This window comes from Azonexus sp. (assembly GCF_030824335.1).
GTDB lineage: Bacteria > Pseudomonadota > Gammaproteobacteria > Burkholderiales > Rhodocyclaceae > Azonexus.
The window spans coordinates 60,403-77,794 of the sequence record NZ_JAVBXX010000014.1; the positions used below are offsets into that span (position 1 = coordinate 60,403).

Annotated in this window: 15 protein-coding genes; 7 read left to right on the forward strand and 8 right to left on the reverse strand. The window is 59.4% G+C overall.

The window, feature by feature from the left end:
• The 6 genes from RCI20_RS10370 to RCI20_RS10395 all read right to left on the reverse strand — a co-directional run bounded on the left by RCI20_RS10370 (position 1) and on the right by RCI20_RS10395 (position 8,294).
• Positions 1 to 1,611 carry a hypothetical protein gene (locus RCI20_RS10370; RefSeq protein WP_306605167.1) on the reverse strand — a complete coding sequence of 537 codons (1,611 nt, stop codon included), beginning with the start codon at positions 1,609 to 1,611 and terminating at the stop codon, positions 1 to 3.
• Positions 1,604 to 2,032: an HIT family protein gene (locus RCI20_RS10375; RefSeq protein ID WP_306605325.1), complete on the reverse strand. Its 429-nt coding sequence runs from the start codon at positions 2,030 to 2,032 to the stop codon at positions 1,604 to 1,606. The genes RCI20_RS10370 and RCI20_RS10375 overlap by 8 nt, the downstream gene beginning before the upstream one ends.
• A 116-nt stretch (positions 2,033 to 2,148) precedes the next feature.
• Complete coding sequence (locus RCI20_RS10380; protein WP_306605169.1) at positions 2,149 to 6,024, reverse strand: DUF3683 domain-containing protein; 3,876 nt, start codon at positions 6,022 to 6,024, stop codon at positions 2,149 to 2,151.
• Between the two features lie 205 nt (positions 6,025 to 6,229).
• Positions 6,230 to 6,715, reverse strand: coding sequence for a hypothetical protein (locus RCI20_RS10385; RefSeq protein WP_306605171.1), 486 nt, complete (start codon positions 6,713 to 6,715; stop codon positions 6,230 to 6,232).
• 2 nt (positions 6,716 to 6,717) lie between these two features.
• Positions 6,718 to 7,758 (reverse strand): ATP/GTP-binding protein, encoded by a 1,041-nt coding sequence (locus tag RCI20_RS10390; RefSeq protein ID WP_306605172.1) that lies wholly within the window; start codon positions 7,756 to 7,758, stop codon positions 6,718 to 6,720.
• Positions 7,759 to 7,877: 119 nt separating this feature from the next.
• Positions 7,878 to 8,294, reverse strand: coding sequence for a YqaA family protein (locus tag RCI20_RS10395; protein WP_306605174.1), 417 nt, complete (start codon positions 8,292 to 8,294; stop codon positions 7,878 to 7,880).
• Between the two features lie 39 nt (positions 8,295 to 8,333).
• Between RCI20_RS10395 and ilvA the strand changes: the two genes are divergently transcribed.
• The 4 genes from ilvA to RCI20_RS10415 all read left to right on the forward strand — a co-directional run bounded on the left by ilvA (position 8,334) and on the right by RCI20_RS10415 (position 12,300).
• A complete protein-coding gene (ilvA, locus tag RCI20_RS10400; protein ID WP_306605327.1) occupies positions 8,334 to 9,866 on the forward strand; it encodes a threonine ammonia-lyase, biosynthetic in 1,533 nt (510 codons plus the stop codon).
• A 90-nt stretch (positions 9,867 to 9,956) separates the two neighbouring features.
• Positions 9,957 to 10,889 carry a cysteine synthase A gene (gene cysK / locus RCI20_RS10405; RefSeq protein WP_306605175.1) on the forward strand — a complete coding sequence of 311 codons (933 nt, stop codon included), beginning with the start codon at positions 9,957 to 9,959 and terminating at the stop codon, positions 10,887 to 10,889.
• The gene (locus tag RCI20_RS10410; protein WP_306605177.1) at positions 10,886 to 12,016 is read left to right on the forward strand and encodes a MalY/PatB family protein; all 1,131 of its coding nucleotides are present in this window, start codon (positions 10,886 to 10,888) and stop codon (positions 12,014 to 12,016) included. Before cysK ends, RCI20_RS10410 begins: the two co-directional genes overlap by 4 nt.
• On the forward strand, positions 12,013 to 12,300 hold the full coding sequence (locus RCI20_RS10415; RefSeq protein WP_306605179.1) for a hypothetical protein: 288 nt from the start codon (positions 12,013 to 12,015) through the stop codon (positions 12,298 to 12,300). Before RCI20_RS10410 ends, RCI20_RS10415 begins: the two co-directional genes overlap by 4 nt.
• Here the strand turns inward: RCI20_RS10415 and RCI20_RS10420 are convergent.
• Positions 12,284 to 12,862 (reverse strand): 5-formyltetrahydrofolate cyclo-ligase, encoded by a 579-nt coding sequence (locus RCI20_RS10420; RefSeq protein WP_306605181.1) that lies wholly within the window; start codon positions 12,860 to 12,862, stop codon positions 12,284 to 12,286. The two genes, RCI20_RS10415 and RCI20_RS10420, sit on opposite strands and share 17 nt — an antisense overlap.
• A gap of 14 nt (positions 12,863 to 12,876) precedes the next feature.
• Between RCI20_RS10420 and RCI20_RS10425 the strand changes: the two genes are divergently transcribed.
• From RCI20_RS10425 to RCI20_RS10435, 3 genes are all read left to right on the forward strand, one after another.
• Positions 12,877 to 14,820 carry a lytic transglycosylase domain-containing protein gene (locus RCI20_RS10425; protein WP_306605183.1) on the forward strand — a complete coding sequence of 648 codons (1,944 nt, stop codon included), beginning with the start codon at positions 12,877 to 12,879 and terminating at the stop codon, positions 14,818 to 14,820.
• Between the two features lie 132 nt (positions 14,821 to 14,952).
• Positions 14,953 to 15,915, forward strand: coding sequence for a complex I NDUFA9 subunit family protein (locus RCI20_RS10430; RefSeq protein ID WP_306605185.1), 963 nt, complete (start codon positions 14,953 to 14,955; stop codon positions 15,913 to 15,915).
• 35 nt (positions 15,916 to 15,950) lie between these two features.
• Complete coding sequence (locus tag RCI20_RS10435) at positions 15,951 to 17,186, forward strand: multifunctional CCA addition/repair protein (protein WP_306605187.1); 1,236 nt, start codon at positions 15,951 to 15,953, stop codon at positions 17,184 to 17,186.
• Here RCI20_RS10435 and RCI20_RS10440 read toward each other — a convergent pair.
• On the reverse strand, positions 17,154 to 17,351 hold the full coding sequence (locus tag RCI20_RS10440; protein ID WP_306605189.1) for a DUF2905 domain-containing protein: 198 nt from the start codon (positions 17,349 to 17,351) through the stop codon (positions 17,154 to 17,156). The two genes, RCI20_RS10435 and RCI20_RS10440, sit on opposite strands and share 33 nt — an antisense overlap.
• Positions 17,352 to 17,392 lie beyond the last annotated feature (41 nt).

The following is a 17,392-nucleotide window of genomic DNA, read 5'->3' on the forward strand; positions in this document are numbered from 1 at the left end:
TCAAAGTTCAATGATGCTGATCCGGTCGAAAGCAATTTGCCGTTGCAAGACGCGGTTCATCCTCACCTGGCGAATGGTTTTTCCATCAACCAGTTCCAGATCGCGTCCCGCCTGATAAGCCCCAGGGGGCAAAACCAGCGAGCAGTCTTCCTTCATTGCAGGCAAGGCCGGCAAAAGAAACGCTGCGGCATAACGCACATCCACCCGCACCCCACCTGTCGGATCCAACTGCCTGAACGCAATACCGCGTGGCAAGCCGGGCAGCGTTGCCACGCCAACAATCAAGCCGCCCGATCTCTCTTGCATCAACCAGGTCGCATAGGCAAGCAAAAATGACTCACCGTCGTGCGGGCAGATAGCCATCAATTCGCCATGGGTTATGCGCTGACCGGCCCCACTTCTACCCAACCGGAAACCGGTCGCCGAATGATTGATGACTGACCAATCTTCCGTTGGAAAATTGACATCGGCGCGTATTTTCAGCCCCTGTCCCGGATCGACCCGATCACCGAAGGTGAACAACTGCTCGTATTGGGCACGCGAGTATGCAGCAGCCGAATCCGGCTGTTCAAAGGCCTCACCCGCAATATGGAAATACATGGCCTCAAACCCGGTGACGAGATGAGCTCGACCCTCAGTCGAAAACCGCCGGAAACGGCGGGGTGCCGCAGACTGCTTCCAAGGCTTCGCTACCTGCTCGAGCAAGCTGATGACATGGCTGGAATTTTCCTCACCCAGACCAAGCTGGGATGGCGACATGCGCTGATGCAATTGACTGATTGAATGCTCGATCTGCAACCCGAGACGCGTCGTGTCCAGACAACGTGCATCCTTGGCCGTACCTTCGAGCGCAGCACTTGGATGCAATGGAGAATCCTTCATCAACTCCAGAACATAGGGGGGCAACTCCAGATCATCATCAAGCCGGTGAATGCCAACCAATGGCGCCCACATCGATGCCCAGCGCCTGATCAAATTCAGCGTCCGGACACTGTTGCTGTACGGACTCGCCACTTCGATCAAGAGCAAATTGATGTAGGCCGCTGCGCAATGCGTGGCCTGAACCGAGTTCTCCAACGGATCGCTGACCAAGGTGAACTCAAGCCCCCACTGTTCTGCCGTCTCGTAGAAACCGTGCAACTCAAGCCAGATTCCGGCGGGCAGTTCGCGCCGTGCGCGGTAATGGTCGAGAATCACCATCCCGACGTAATAAATACAGCGATGTAAAATCGTCGCCATCAATCCCTTATAGTCGGGATTGTCGGTATCCGGCTCTTCCAGGCTGGCACACAAAGCGTACGCTTTGCCAATTTTTCGCCAGGCTTGCAAAACCATCTGAAATGCCAACTCTTGGTGATCACCCAAAGGAATTGGCTTGTTTTGATAAGAAAGCGCCAACTCTTCTTCGACAAAACAGAGGGGCACCCGAATCTGTTCCAGCAACGGAAAAAGAACGCCGGGGTCCGGGGGGACTGCAAGCAAGGCATCAATCAGCCGGATCAACTGACGTTCGGCAATGGCCGGATTGGCCAGCATCAGGCCTTCCAGATAGGCTGCACCGTCGGATAAATCGGTGATCTGCAGCGCTGTCGACTCATTACTATCATTCATGATCAGTCTCCCCTTGCTTGATCAACTCGGCAATTATCGCGGCAAGCCGGGCATCAGCAACTTGTATTCGCTCAGGTGAATTCTCGCGCTGGACCTTACCCCAAATCGGTTCAGGAAAATGTCGGTCGTCCTGCCAGCGCGGAATGACATGCCAGTGCAGGTGAGGAACCACGTTACCGAAACTGGCCAAATTGACTTTATCCGGAACAAAACATTGCCGCACAGCAGCTTCGACAGCAAAAACAACGCGCATCAATTCGCCACGCAGCGCGGCATCGAGATCCGTCATTTCCTTGACATGTGCACGCCAGATGACACGGCAAAACCCAGGTTGAAATGGATCATTGACCCGGACAACGCGACACATCTCCGATTGCCAAAGAATATTTTCCGTCAGCCCGGCGCAAAGTTCGCAAGTCATTCCCGTCACGATCAGATTCCCAAGTTATTTGTAGGATTGCACCGCCCCTCCCATCCTGCAAGGGGACAATGCAAAGAATCACGATTCTGCGGTCAACCTGCCCGGAAGCCCTTGATTCAGAGCAACACGCGTTCGATTCCACCGGTATTTGCCTTACCGACGTAATCTGCCATCCAGTTTTCACCGAGCAGATGCTTCGCCATTTCGACCACGATGTAGTCGGCTTGCGTACCGGCATCGTCGTCATAACGGGAAAGCCCCTGCAAACACGCCGGACAGGAGGTCAGGATCTTGACGTCCCCCTTGAACCCATCGGCCCGCAGTTTTTCCGCCCCCTTTTCGATCTCCTGCTGCTTGCGGAATTTCACCTGTGTCGCGATATCCGGCCGCGAATAAGCGAACGACCCGGAATCGCCACAACAGCGGTCGGTCAGCGGCACTTCCTGGCCCATCAATGCCTTGGTCACCGCCAACGGGGCATAGGATTTCATCGGCGAATGACAGGGATCGTGATACATGTAGCGCGTACCACTGACACCTTCAAGCTTCAGCCCCTTTTCCATCAGATACTCATGGATGTCGAGCAGCCGGCAGCCGGGGAAGATTTTCTCGAACTGGTATTTCTGCAGCTGATCCATGCAGGTTCCACATGAAACAATCACCGTCTTGATATCCAGATAGTTCAAGGTCGTGGCAACACGGTGGAAGAGCACGCGGTTGTCGGTCGTGATCTTCTGCCCTTTGTCCTCGTCGCCGGACGCATTCTGCGGGTAGCCGCAGCACAGGTAGCCCGGCGGCAAAACCGTGGTCGCGCCGACTTCATAAAGCATCGCCTGCGTCGCCAACCCGACCTGCGAGAACAGCCGTTCGGAACCGCAGCCGGGGAAGTAGAAGACGGCATCCGACTCCTCGGTCGTCTTGCGCGGATTACGGATGACCGGGATGACCTTGTCGTCCTCGATATCGAGCAGCGCGCGCGAGGTGCGCTTGGGCAGGTTGCCCGGCATCGGCCGGTTGAGGAAGTGGATGACCTGCGTCTTCACCGTCGGCGCACCGATCGTCGCCGGCGGATGCTTGCGACTCTCCTGCGTCAGTCCGAGCGCCTTGGCGGCTTTGTAGGCCAAACGCTGGGCCTTGAAACCAAAGTTCATCATGACGCCGCGCATCAGCTTGATCGTCGCCGGATCCTTCAGGTTCAGATAAGTCATCGCCGCCGCGGTGCCCGGACTGAAACGCTTCTTTTCCTGCTTGCGCAGGAAATTGCGCATGGCAACCGAAACATCGCCGAAATCGATGTCGACCGGACAAGGCTTCAGGCAGCGGTGGCAAACCGTGCAATGGTCGGCCACATCGTTGAATTCATCGAAATGCTGCAGCGAAATGCCGCGCCGGGTCTGTTCCTCGTACAGGAAAGCCTCGACCAGCAGCGAAGTGGCGAGAATCTTGTTGCGTGGGCTGTAGAGCAGATTGGCGCGCGGCACATGGGTCGAGCAGACCGGCTTGCACTTGCCGCAGCGCAGGCAGTTCTTGATCATGTCCGAAATCTTGCCGATCTCGGACTGTTCCATGATCAGCGATTCGGTGCCGAGCAGGCTGAACGACGGCGTATAGGCATTGCCCATGTCGCCGCCGGGCATCAGCTTGCCCTTGTTGAAATGACCGTCCGGGTCAACCTTCTGCTTGTAGGCGCGGAAAGGGCCGATCTCTTCTTCGGTCAGGAACTCCAGCTTGGTGATGCCGATGCCGTGTTCGCCGGAAATCACGCCATCCAGCCCGCGTGCCAGATGCATGATGCGTTCGACCGCCTTGTGCGCCGTCTGCAGCATCTCGTAATTGTCGGAATTGACCGGGATGTTGGTATGTACGTTGCCGTCGCCAGCGTGCATGTGCAGCGCGACAAAAACCCGGCCACGCAACACTTCCTTGTGGATCGCCTCGATCCGCTCGAGGATAGGCCGGTACATCGTGCCGTCGAAAATCTTCGCCAGGCGTGCCTTCAGCTCCTGCTTCCACGAGGTGCGCACGGAATAATCCTGCAGGCGATGGAACAGGCTCGGACTGGCCGCCTTGTTGGTCAGCTCACCCGCCACCACGCCGTACGACGCAAAACGCGACTCGGCTTCGGCCAGCGGCAGGTCGAGGTTGTCCAGCAACCATTCCCAGCGCAGGCGCACCGCCTCGACATAATCCAGCGCCGCCTGCCGGCGGTCGCCAATCAGCACCTCATTGTCGAGGTTGGCATCGCCAGCATGCAGCGGCAGTTCGCCCTTGAGGAATTCGGCCAGTGCGTCGCACAGCGCCAGCTTGTTCTGCGTCGACAACTCGATGTTGATGCGTTCAATACCGTCGCAGTATTCGCCCATGCGCGGCAAGGGGATGACGACATCCTCGTTGACCTTGAAGGCGTTGGTATGACGCGAGATCGCCGCAGTACGCGAACGGTCGAGCCAGAATTTCTTGCGCGTTTCACCGTCGACCGCAATAAAGCCTTCGGCAGCACGCAAATTGCACATGCGCACGACTTCTGAAGCCGCGGCCATCACGGCCTTTTCGTCGTAACCGACGATATCGCCGATCAACACCATCTTCGGCCGGCCGTGGCGCTTGGCCTTGGTCGCGTAGCCAACCGCCTTGACGTAGCGTTCGTCGAGGTGCTCCAGCCCGGCGAGCAGAACGCCCGCCGTATGACCCGCGCCACCCGGCTTGAAGTAATCGGTAATTTCGACGATGGCCGGCACCGCTTCGCGCACCTGGCCGAAAAACTCGAGACAGACGGTACGTGCCACCGGCGGCATCTTGTGCAGCACCCAGCGCGCGGCGACGATGATGCCGTCGGTACCTTCCTTCTGTACGCCAGGAATGCCGCCCAGGAACTTGTCGGTGACATCCTTGCCCAGCCCGACCTTGCGGCAGGCAGCGCCCGGCATGGTCAGGACTTCCTCGCCAAGCAGCTTCTTGCCGCTCGGGTCGAAGCGCTTGACGCGGAATTCGACGTTTTCCTGCTCGTGGATCTTGCCGTAGTTGTGATTGACCCGTTCGACTTCCAGCCAGTTGCCGTCCGGATCGACCATCTTCCACCAGGCCAGGTTGTCGAGCGCGGTGCCCCACAAAACGGCCTTCTTGCCGCCAGCGTTCATCGCGATGTTGCCGCCGATGCACGATGCCGAAGCCGAGGTCGGGTCGACCGCAAAAACGCGGCCAGCCAGCGAAGCGGCTTCCGAGACACGGTCGGTGACCACACCGGCACCGGTGCGAATGGTCGCGTACGGCGTTTCGTGGCCAGCCAGCACCAGTTCCTCGACCGGACCGATGTCGATCAGCTTCTCGGTGTTGATGACCACCGAATACGGCGTCAGCGGCACGGCGCCGCCGGTATAACCAGTACCGCCGCCGCGCGGAATGATGGTCAGGCCGGCCTCGATACAGCCACGCACCAGATGGCCGATTTCCTCTTCGGTATCCGGATAGAGGACGACGAAGGGGTATTCGACGCGCCAGTCGGTCGCATCGGTGACGTGCGAAACACGGGCCAGGCCGTCGAAAGCGATGTTGTCCTTGCGCGTGTGCTTGCCCAGATATTTGAGGACTTTGCGCCGCAGGTCGATGGTCTTGCCAAAATGCGCCTCGAAACGATTGACCGCTTCCTGCGCGGCGACGACCAGACGACGCACCTTCTCGGAGCGCTCCTTGTCCTCGGACTCGCTTTCGGCGCGCCGCTTCTCGACCTCGGTCAAACGATGGCGCAGCGCGTTGACCAGCGCATCGCGCCGTTCGCGATTGTCGAGCAAATCGTCTTCCAGATACGGATTGCGCTGGACCACCCAGATATCGCCCAGCACCTCGTAAAGCATGCGGGCCGAACGACCGGTAACGCGCTCACCGCGCAATTCATCAAGAATCGCCCAGTTATCGGCACCCAGCAGGCGGATGACGATTTCTCGGTCGGAAAACGAGGTGTAGTTATAGGGGATTTCGCGCAGGCGGGCGGTCATGAGGGCAACCAGAGTCTGTCAAAGCGTGGATTTTAGCGTATTGCGGCGCAACACGCGGGGCCAGTGGACCACGGGAACGGTCTGGGGTTCAAACTTCGGACTTCTGCGGTCAACCATGAAAAAACGGCAAATTCCCGAGCTCGGCGAGTGAACTGGCGGGCGGGGAGGGGCTTGGCCTCTTTAGTTTTTATTCAAAACAGACTGATCAAACTACGGACCATGGCAATCTGCCGAGTTTGTCCTTGCTAACTATTTTGACGTGTGGGTCAATCGCACGAAGGCTTTTCTGGAGCTTTTGTTTGAGATCGGCAAGGTCGACAATCCGGCCCTTGCCACCAGGCTGTTCAATATGGGCAACCACCTGAAGCTTTCGAGCACCAAGCAAGGAGGTAGCGAGGGCTTTTTCATGAGAGTCGTTGGCCAGCAATTTGGCGGGTAAAAGTGCCGCCAAAGTATGGATAACCTTATTGGTAATCGCATCGTGCAGTACAGACGGCTTTTCCGCATCCGGACGGCGGTAGTCCTTGACTTCGATCAGGTACGCCGTTTGCTCTGGGGAAAACACGACAAGATCGACCGCTTTCAGACCGTTTTGCTGCTTGGTAAACTGGTTACGATAAAAAGACCACTCGTCATATTTGTCGGCAAGCCAATCTGCCGGAAATGAGAAATCCAGACCGTCGACATTCATGACTATTCGTCCATCTCCAGATAGCGGTCGGACTGCGCCAAGCTTTCATCAAGGGCGACGATGTCGCCAACCTCGTGAATGCTGTCTGCCTGAGTTAACTCGATTCCTTCTTCGTTTCGGTTCAACGCGAAATATCTAACTGGGCGCTTAGTCTTTCCCGAACTGGCTTGAAGAATCTCAATTTCGCGTAACAGAAATAAGCTGTGCGTGGCAATGAACACCTGAATACCCGCTTTAGCCAGCTCAAAAATGCACTCGGCGATAGTTTTGATCAGTTTCGGATTCAGGTTCGTTTCCGGCTCATCCCAGAAGAGATAGCCTTGTTCGAGCAGGACGCCGGTACTGATGAGCCGTGCGAGCATGGCGAGCTTGCGCAGACCCTCGGCAACCAGCGGCATTTCCATGCGCCCCTCACCAGGGATTTTTAGGTAGAAACGTCCAGAATGGGCGTCAACTTCGATTTTTCCACCCATCGCTTTTTCAAGCGGGGCCAACAGTTGCCCTACTGTATTTTCCCGTGGCCCTTTAAGTGAAGGGGCTCCAAGCAGCGAAACCGTGTCGCGCCAGGTTTCCTCGAACTCAATGTGGTAATTGTCATAAAGCGAGACAAACCACGGAGAAAGCGTCACCAGTTCCCGAGTCGGGAAAAAAACCGGCGGTAGCGCCAAGCTATCGGTGGGTACTTCGATTACTTCAACCTGCGACTTGCTCGCTGTGGCAAAACCGATGGCACAGTTTTGTGCTTTGTTCTTCAGCGTAAGGCGAATTTCACAACGATCACGCCCTTGCCGACGCTTGACCAAGCGCCCTAAGTATTCGGGACGCATTACAGCTATCAGCTTGTTAGCATAAGCTTTTTCCAAGGAAATTTTCGAGAGTTCGCTGTCTTTTCCCGATTGAACTTTCAAAAGTGCGTATATCGTTTTAAGAATATGGCTCTTGCCCAACCCGTTTTCGCCGATGATCAGATTGATTCCTGGAGAAAAAATCAATTTTTCGTTGGGAACTGTGCTCAGATTGTGGAATTCCGCGCTGATCAGCATGGGTTGCATCCCTTGTCATAAGGTTGGGGCAGGTAAGTAGGGAAGAATAATTCAGCTTGCTGGCGAATGACCAGTTTTGCCCGCAAGAGCCGCCCGATACCCCACCCGCCGCTGACCATTCAAACCGCCTGAGCCACCACCCAGTAACGGGCAAATTTGCCCGCCGCCATGAACAGGCAACAGGCCAGCCAGTTCAACCGCAACCAGCCTGCCGCCACGCACAGCGCATCACCGAGCAAGGGTAGCCAGGAGAGGAGCAGGGCGGGGCTGCCCCAGCGTTGCAGGTGGTGCATGTGTGGCAGTTGATCCAGTCGCTGCCAGCGCGGCAGGTAGCGGCCGCAGGCCCAGGACGTCATGCCGCCGGCCGTATTGCCAAGCGTGGCGAGGAATATTGCGGTCGACGCCTGTTCCGGATGCATTTTCAGAAAGCCCCAGAGCACGGCCTCGGAACCGCCGGGTAAAACGGTTGCCGCGAGAAAACTGGCGAGAAACAAGCCACCCAGCCCCTGTTCCGCCGTGACGTTGAGCCACTCCACCTTTAGAATCCCCCTTTTGCCTTCATGAAGCCCCGCATCATGCACCCGGATTATCTCGAAAAAGTTCTCAATGCCCAGGTTTACGACGTTGTCGATGAAACACCGCTCGACCTGGCCGGCAATCTTTCCGCCCGGGTGCATAACAAGATCTGGCTGAAGCGCGAGGACATGCAGCCGGTGTTCTCGTTCAAGATTCGCGGCGCTTATAACAAGATCGCCAGCCTGTCGGCGGAAAAACTGAAGCGCGGCGTCATCTGCGCCTCGGCCGGCAATCACGCGCAGGGCGTGGCGCTGTCGGCGGCCAAGCTCGGCTGCCGGGCGGTCATCGTCATGCCGACTTCAACGCCCGCCATCAAGGTCGAAGCCGTTCAGCGGCGCGGCGGGGAGGTCGTGTTGCACGGCGACTCCTACGACGATTCCTATGCCCACGCGCTGGAACTGGAGAAATCCGAGAAGCTGACTTTCGTCCATCCTTTCGACGATCCGGAAGTGATCGCCGGGCAGGGCACCGTGGCGATGGAAATCCTGCGCCAGCACTCACGCCACAACGGGCCGATCCATGCCGTGTTCTGCGCCATCGGCGGTGGCGGGCTGGCGGCCGGTGTGGCGGCTTATATCAAGCGCCTGCGCCCGGAGATCAAGGTGATCGGGGTGGAAACCTTCGACGCCGATGCGATGAAACAATCACTGGCGGCTGGCAAACGCGTCCGCCTCAATCAGGTCGGCCTGTTCGCCGACGGCACTGCCGTCAAATTCGTCGGCGAGGAAACCTTCCGGCTGTGCAAGGAATATCTCGACGAAGTCATACTGGTCGACACCGATGCCATCTGCGCGGCAATCAAGGACGTTTTCGAGGACACCCGCTCGATTCTCGAACCGTCGGGTGCGCTGGCCATCGCCGGCGCCAAGGAATATGCCCGGCAGCACAAGCTGAAGGATAAGAACCTGATCGCCGTGACCTCCGGCGCCAACATGAATTTCGACCGCCTGCGCTTCGTTTCCGAACGCGCCGAATTCGGCGAACAGCGCGAAGCGGTATTCGCCGTGACGCTGCCGGAGAAGCCGGGTGCCTACAAGAAATTCCTGTCACTGATCGGCAAGCGCAGCGTCACCGAATTCAACTACCGCTATCACGGCGCACACGAAGCCCATGTCTATGTCGGCATTCAGGTGGCCGACCGCAAGGAGTCGCTGAAACTGGTGGAAAGCCTGCAGAAGCACGGTTACCCGACGCTTGACCTGACCGACGATGAAATGGCCAAGAACCACGTCCGCCACATGGTCGGCGGCCATGCGCCGCAGGTCTGCGAAAAAGGCATGCGCGAACTGGTTTACCGCTTCGAATTCCCGGAAAAACCGGGCGCCTTGATGAATTTCCTGACCCAGATGAGCGCTGGCTGGAACATCAGCCTGTTCCATTACCGCAACCACGGCGCCGATTACGGCCGCGTGCTGGTCGGCATGCAGGTGCCGCCGGAAGAAATGGGGCAATTCCGCGGTTTCCTCAACGATCTCGGCTACGCCCACTGGGATGAGAGCGACAACCCGGTGTACAAGCTCTTTCTCGGCTAATGACAAAAACACATAAGAATTTGCCATTTGATTCTTTGCCGTAATCTGCCCCGGCCCTAGACTGCACGCATCGGACCCAGGAGAAAGCTCATGAATATTGCCAACGACATCAGCGCACTGATCGGCAACACACCGCTAGTCAAGCTCAACCGACTCAATGCCGGCAACGGTGCAACGGTCGCCGCCAAGCTGGAGTTTTTCAACCCCGGCCACAGCGTCAAGGACCGTATCGCCGTCGCCATGCTCGACGCCGCAGTCGCCGCCGGCAAGATTGGCCCCGATACCGTCGTGCTGGAACCGACCTCGGGCAATACCGGCATCGGTCTGGCCATGGTCTGCGCCGCACGCGGCATCAAATGCGCCTTCGTGATGCCGGAAACCATGAGCCGCGAACGCAAGTTGCTGCTCAAGGCCTACGGCGCCGAGCTGATCCTGACACCGGGTGCCGAGGGCATGGGTGGGGCGATTGCCAAGGCCAAGGCACTAGCCGAGTCCGACGCGAAATATTTCATTCCGCAGCAATTTGAAAATCCGGCCAATCCGGCGGTGCACCGCAGCACGACGGCAGAGGAAATCTGGCGCGACACCGACGGCCAGATCGACATCTTCGTGGCCGGCGTCGGCACCGGCGGCACCGTCACCGGCGTCGGCGAAGCCCTGAAGGCGAAGAAACCCGGCGTGCAGGTCGTCGCCGTCGAACCGGATGCGTCGCCGGTGCTTTCCGGCGGCAGCAAAGGGCCGCACCCGATCCAGGGCATCGGCGCCGGTTTCGTACCGGGCGTGCTCAATACGGCGATTTACGACGAAGTGATCCGCGTCAAAAACGATGTCACCTTCGACACCGCGCGGCGCATGGCCACGGAAGAGGGCTTGCTGGTCGGCATTTCCTCGGGCGCTGCCACCTGGGCCGCACTGGAACTGGCCAAGCGACCGGAAAATGCCGGCAAGCTGATCGTCGTCCTCATTCCGTCCTGCGGCGAACGCTACCTGTCCACCGCGCTTTACGAACATCTCGCCGTTTGAGCATTTTCGATCAACCGGTCGACCGGCGCGGCTCCGACGCCATCAAGTGGGGGAAATACGCCGGTCGCGACATCCTGCCGCTATGGGTGGCCGACATGGATTTTGCGGCGCCGCCAGCGGTCATCGCCGCCGTGCAGCAACGCATCGCGCACGGCGTGTTCGGTTATGGCGCTCCACCGGCCAGCCTGACCGAAGCGCTACAGGCCCACCTGCAAGCTGAATATTCCTGGCCAATCGAAGCCGACTGGATCGTCTGGCTGCCCGGTCTGGTCAGCGGCCTGAACATTGCCTGCCGGACGGTGGATGGCGATGTGCTGACCGCCACGCCGATCTACCCGCCCTTCCTGTCCGCCCCCCGGCTGTCCGGCCGCACACTGCACAGCGTCGATCTGGCCTGCCCGGCAGGGCACTGGCAGTGGGACAAAAATGCCCTGCAGGCGGCGTCGACCGTGGAAACCCGGCTGTTCCTTCTGTGCCATCCGCACAACCCGGTCGGCCGCTGCTGGAATCGTCAGGAATTGCTCGATCTGGCCGATTTCGCCGAACGCAACGACCTCGTCGTCTGTTCCGACGAAATCCACTGCGGCCTGATCCTCGACGCCGACAAGCATCACATTCCCTTCGCCAGCCTGTCACCGGAAGCCGCCAAACGCAGCATCACGCTGATGGCGCCATCGAAAACCTTCAACATCCCCGGACTGGGCTGCGCCTTTGCCGTCATCCCCGACGCCGGCCTGCGCCGCCGCTTCCTGCGGGCAATGGACGGTATCGTGCCGCACGTCAATGTGCTCGGTCTGGCGGCCTGTGAAGCGGCGTATCGCGACTGCACGGACTGGCAGCGCGAACTGATCGCCTACCTCGCCAGCAACCGCGACGCCATCGAAACTGCGGTCAACCGGCTTTCCGGGGTAAAAATGAGCCACATCGAAGCCACCTACCTGGCCTGGCTGGATGTGCGGGAACTGAATCTGGCGCAGCCGCACCAGCATTTCGAGACGCATGGCCTAGGTTTGTCCGACGGCGCGGATTTTGGCGCCAAGGGTTGGCTGCGCCTGAATTTCGGCTGCCCGCGCAGCACGCTGGATGAAGCCTTGCGCCGCCTGCAACAAGCCGTGGTGGTGGCATGAACGCCTACACGATCAGCCTGTTTGCCCTGGTCCTTGGTCTGCTTGGCCAATCCGTCGCCAGCGGCATGGCCTTCGAACGCTTTTTTCACCGCTCACCGGCAACGGGCAGCCGACCGCTCTGGCTGGCGATCGCCATCGGCTCATTGCTGCTCGGCCTGCATCATGGTCATTCGATTGAACTGGCCTTGAAGACCGGGCTTTACGATTTACGTCAGTCCAGCCTCGCTGGCGGTGCCGGCCTGCTCTACGCCTACGCCATGCTGGCGTTCAGTCGACGGGCCTGAAAGCCCCGGCTTCGCTGACGATCCAGTCCAGACGCTGATCGTGCGCTTCCGGGCGAATGCTGGGACAGCGATTGATCTCAAAGCCAACACCGACTGCCAGCGGCCGTGGCCGACACGCAGCCAACGTCCGGTCAAAATAGCCACCGCCATAACCCAGACGGAAACCTGCTGCATCGAAACCATTGAGCGGTAACAAAATCAGATCGGGATGCAGCCATTCGCCATCGACCGGCGTGGGAATGCCGTAGCGATCCGGCTGCAGTTGCGACTGCGGCGTCCATGCCCGGAAACGCAGCGGCGCATCTGCCGCCACAACCACCGGCAAGGCGGCCCGGGCACCCTGCCCGACCCAATACTCGACGATTGCCCGGACATCCGGCTCATGCTTGATCGGCCAGCAGAAGGCGCAAACTTGCGGAATTTCCACGGTCGACCGCAATATTTTGACAATTTCGGCTGACCAGCGCGCATGCTGTGCAGCGTCAAGTGCCACACGCCTTGCCACCATCTCGCGCCGGGTGGCCTGCCGCCACGCCGTGTTATCCTCAGTCAGACTTTTCATCCGGCCAATCTAGCATGAAGTTTTGCGTTTTTTTTGCTGCACTGACGTTCTCGCTCACGTCCTCTTTTTCCACCTTCGCTCAAAGCAGTAACGACACCGTTTTTCTCGCCGCGCGCGATGCCTTGCGCAATGGCGACCTGAATCGCCTCGAAGCTGCCAGCGCCAATATCGGCAATCACCCCCTGGCACCGCTGGTCGAAAGTTACCGCCTGCGCAGCCTGCTCGCCCGCAACGACACTGCCGGCATCCCGCAATTTTTGCAGCGCTACGATGGCAGCTATGTCGCCGAAAAAATGCGCGCCGACTGGATACGCTGGCTGGCCAAGCGTTCCACGTGGAACCTGATTGAAACCGAATACGCCAAGCTGCGTGCGCCGGAACCTGAAATCACCTGCTATCAACAACAAGCCCGCTGGGCGCGGGGCGAACGCAACGTGCTGGATGAAGCCGACGGACTCTGGCTCAGCATGCTGGAACCCGCAGAAGGCTGCCGGCCACTTTTCGACACGCTGGTCGTCACGCAGCGAGTCGATAGCGAGGCGGTCTACGCCCGCGCCCGCCTGCAACTTGAACTCAATCGCCCGATTCGTGCCCGACAAACCCTGGATTACCTGCCCGAAGGCAAGGCCATCGACGCCAAAAGCTTCGACAATGCCGTAAAAAACGGCATGGCTTACCTGGCTCGCCAACCGGCTAACTGGTACGCCACACGCAGCGGTCGTGAATTGACTGCCATCGCCCTGCGCTATGTTGCCGCCAACGACCCGGCCATCGCGGCACGCGAACTGGAAAACCGTCAGCCGCAAATGCAGGCATCGGAAGCGCAATGGGCCTGGAGCCAGATCGCACTGCAGGCGGCGCGCAAGCATATGCCCGAAACGATGCGCTGGTACGCAAAAGCAGGGGATACACCGCTCAGCGAGGAAAACCACCAGTGGAAAGTCCGCAGCGCCCTGCGTGCATTGGCCTGGGGTGAGGTAAAGAACGGCATCGAAGCGATGCCGACCGAACTCGCCGCCCGCCCGGAATGGGTGTATTGGCTGGGCCGCGCCTACAAGGCCGGTGGCCGGAGCAGCGATGCCGACGCATTGTTTGCCCGGATCGCCGGTCAGGCGCATTTTTACGGCAACCTGGCCGACGAGGAACTCGGCCGCCCCATTCACGCCCCGGCCAAAGCCGCCGCACCGACACCGGAAGAAAACCGTGCCGCCCAGGAAAATCCCGGCATGCAACGCGCACTCGCCTTGTTCCGGCTCGACATGCGTACCGAGGCGGTCCGGGAATGGAACTGGACGCTGCGCGGCATGAGCGACCGGGAACTGCTGGCTGCCGCCCATCTGGCACGGCAGAACCAGATCTGGGATCGGGCCATCAATACCGCAGATCGCACGCGCAATGAGCACGACTATTCGCTGCGCTTCCTCGCCCCCTTCGACGAGAAAATCCGCCCCGTGGCGCGCGAGCAATCACTTGATGATGCCTGGGTGTACGGCTTGATGCGCCAGGAAAGCCGCTTCATCACCAGTGCAAAATCCACCGTCGGCGCCTCTGGCTTGATGCAATTGATGCCGGCAACCGCCAAATGGGTGGCCAAGAAAATCGGCCTGAATGACTTCCATCACGGGAAAGTTAACGACACAGAAGTGAATGTGCTGCTCGGCACCTCGTACATGCGCATCGTCATGGAAAACCTCGACAATCATCCGGTACTCGCCTCGGCTGCCTACAACGCCGGTCCCGGCCGCGCCAAGCGCTGGCGGGCCGAGCAGGCACTGGAAGGGGCGATCTACGCCGAAAGCATCCCGTTCAGCGAAACCCGCGATTACGTGAAAAAGGTCATGAGCAACGCGGTGTATTACTCGGTACTGTTCAACGGCAAGCCGGATTCGCTGAAAGCTCGCCTCGGCACAGTCCTGCCAGGAAGCAGCAAAGCCATGAAAGACCGCGATCTGCCGTAAACAAGCCGTCGGTACGGTGGGCACCAACACCGTACCGACACGAATATCCCGGATTTGCGCAACAAGCGAGTGCCGACAGAGCACCAATTACCGTAAAATCATGCCTTCATGAAATGATTTCCGGGGTTCCAGATGAGTATCAAGAAGGTCTTGCTGCTGGGGGGTAGCGGTTTTGTCGGTACCTATATCGTCAATCGTCTGGCCCAGCGAGGCATCGAAGTCACCGTGCCGACCCGGCGCCGCGAGCGGACCAAGGCGCTGATCATGCAGCCCGGCGTCGAAATGCCGGAAGTCAACATTCATTGCCAGGAAACCTTGAACAAGCTGGTTCAGGGACACGATGCCGTGATCAATCTGGTCGGCATCCTGCACAGCCGCGACGTCAAGTTCCCGTACAGCCGGGACTTTGCCGAAGCGCATGTCGAATTGCCAAAGAAGATCGTTGCCGCCTGCAAGGCCGCCGGTGTGCGCCGCCTGGTGCACATGAGCGCGCTCAAGGCCGACCCCAAGGCGCCATCCGAATACCTCGCCTCGAAGGGCGACGGCGAAGCCATCGTACTGGCTGCGCAAGGCGAGCTCGACGCTACGGTTTTCCGTCCGTCGGTCATTTTTGGCCTGGGCGACTCTTTCCTGACGATGTTCGCCAAAGTCTTGAAGATGGCCCCGGTTTTCCCGCTCGGTTTCGGCCATGCCCGCTTCCAGCCGGTATGGGCTGCCGATGTGGCTGATGCCTTTGTCGATAGCCTGAACGATGTTTCCAGCTTTGGCAAAGCTTACGATCTGGTCGGCCCGACGGTCTATACCCTGCGCGAACTGGTGGATTACACCGCGCAACTGACCCGCAGCAACTGCCGCATCATCGCGCTTTCCGAAGGCTGGGCTTACCTGCAAGCCGGCCTGATGTGGCTGGCCCCCAACCCGATGATGTCGCCGGACAACCTGCGTTCGATGCAGGTCGATAGCGTCGGCGAAGGTCAAGCCAATTTGCCGGCTGGCTGGAAGCCGAAGGCGCTGGAAGCCATCGCGCCGACCTACATCGCCGGCAAGACGCCGAAGGGCAAGCTCGACAGCTTCCGTTTCCGCGCCGGTCGCTAAGACTGGCAAGCCCGCTGAAACCACTGCTACCGGCTGTGCAAATATTCACCGTTGGCGGCGCCGTCCGCGACGAATTGCTCGGCCGCCCCTGCGACGATCACGATTACGTGGTCGTCGGGGCGACGCCGGAAGCCCTGCTGGCTCAGGGTTTTCGTCCGGTTGGCAAGGATTTCCCGGTATTCCTGCACCCGGAAACCCACGCAGAATATGCGCTGGCCCGCACCGAACGCAAAACCGGGCGGGGCTATCACGGCTTCACTTTCCATGCCGCACCTGATGTCACGCTGGCCGAAGACCTGGCGCGGCGCGATCTGACGATCAATGCAATGGCCCGGGATGAAAACGGCCAGATCATCGATCCTTTTTGCGGTCAACAAGATTTAGCAAGCAAAATCCTCCGCCACGTCGGTCCGGCCTTTGCCGAAGATCCCGTGCGCATCCTGCGTATTGCCCGCTTTGCCGCACGTTTTACCGAATTCTCCATTGCCCCGGAAACCCTGGCCCTGATGCGCCAGATGGTAACGGCCGGGGAAGTCGATCATCTGGTCGCCGAACGCGTCTGGCAGGAACTGGCCAAAGGCTTGATGGAAGTGCGTCCGTCGCGCATGTTCGAGGTACTGCGCGAATGCGGTGCGCTGGTGCGCCTGCTGCCCGAAGTCGATGCGCTGTTCGGTGTGCCACAACGGGCCGACTACCACCCGGAAATCGATACCGGCATCCATGCGCTACTGGTCATCGACCAGTCGGCACGACGCGGCTTTCCGCTGACCGTGCGCTACGCCGCGCTGTGCCACGACCTGGGCAAGGCACAGACACCGGCCGATATCCTGCCGCGCCACATCGGGCACGAAGCACGTAGCGAGCGTCTGTGTGCAACGCTGAGCGAACGTCTGCGCGTACCTAATGATTGTCGCGAACTGGCGCTGCTGGTAGCGCGTCACCACGGCACCATCCACCGCGCTGGCGAACTGCGCGTTTCGACCATCGTCGAGTTGCTGGAAAAGTGTGATGCCCTGCGCCGGCCCGGCCGCTTCACCGAACTGCTCGATGCCTGCCTGTGCGACTATACCGGTCGAACCGGCTGGGAAAACCGTAACTACGATAGTCCGCAACGACTGCTTGCGGCCCTTGCTGCGGTCAACGGCGTAGATGCGGGGAAAATCGCGGCGGACTGCGTCGACCGCGGCAAGATCCCTGAGCGTATCCGCCGGGCACGTATCGCTGCCGTACGTGAAGCACTAAATGAGCCGGCCGATCAGCCAGAGCAATAACGAAAAGACGATGATGCTGACAAAGGGGAAGTAGTAAGTTCGACCCCGCAAGCGAAATGCCAGATCGCCCGGCAACTGGCCAAAGCGAATGAAACGGGCAATATGGGGCGAAACCAGCCCGAGCAGGAAAATCGCCAGCACCAGCGTCAATATCCACTTCAGCATTCAACCAACAATCCAGCAGGCGAAAGCGTGCATTTAACCAC

Coding starts and splice junctions, on each gene's coding strand:
- ilvA (WP_306605327.1), top strand. CDS start 8,334: ATGCACCCGGATTATCTCGAAAAAGTTCTCAATGCCCAGGTTTACGAC.
- RCI20_RS10420 (WP_306605181.1), bottom strand. CDS start 12,862: ATGAAAAGTCTGACTGAGGATAACACGGCGTGGCGGCAGGCCACCCGG.
- RCI20_RS10390 (WP_306605172.1), bottom strand. CDS start 7,758: ATGCTGATCAGCGCGGAATTCCACAATCTGAGCACAGTTCCCAACGAA.
- RCI20_RS10425 (WP_306605183.1), top strand. CDS start 12,877: ATGAAGTTTTGCGTTTTTTTTGCTGCACTGACGTTCTCGCTCACGTCC.
- cysK (WP_306605175.1), top strand. CDS start 9,957: ATGAATATTGCCAACGACATCAGCGCACTGATCGGCAACACACCGCTA.
- RCI20_RS10380 (WP_306605169.1), bottom strand. CDS start 6,024: ATGACCGCCCGCCTGCGCGAAATCCCCTATAACTACACCTCGTTTTCC.
- RCI20_RS10375 (WP_306605325.1), bottom strand. CDS start 2,032: ATGACTTGCGAACTTTGCGCCGGGCTGACGGAAAATATTCTTTGGCAA.
- RCI20_RS10370 (WP_306605167.1), bottom strand. CDS start 1,611: ATGAATGATAGTAATGAGTCGACAGCGCTGCAGATCACCGATTTATCC.
- RCI20_RS10440 (WP_306605189.1), bottom strand. CDS start 17,351: ATGCTGAAGTGGATATTGACGCTGGTGCTGGCGATTTTCCTGCTCGGG.
- RCI20_RS10430 (WP_306605185.1), top strand. CDS start 14,953: ATGAGTATCAAGAAGGTCTTGCTGCTGGGGGGTAGCGGTTTTGTCGGT.
- RCI20_RS10385 (WP_306605171.1), bottom strand. CDS start 6,715: ATGAATGTCGACGGTCTGGATTTCTCATTTCCGGCAGATTGGCTTGCC.
- RCI20_RS10415 (WP_306605179.1), top strand. CDS start 12,013: ATGAACGCCTACACGATCAGCCTGTTTGCCCTGGTCCTTGGTCTGCTT.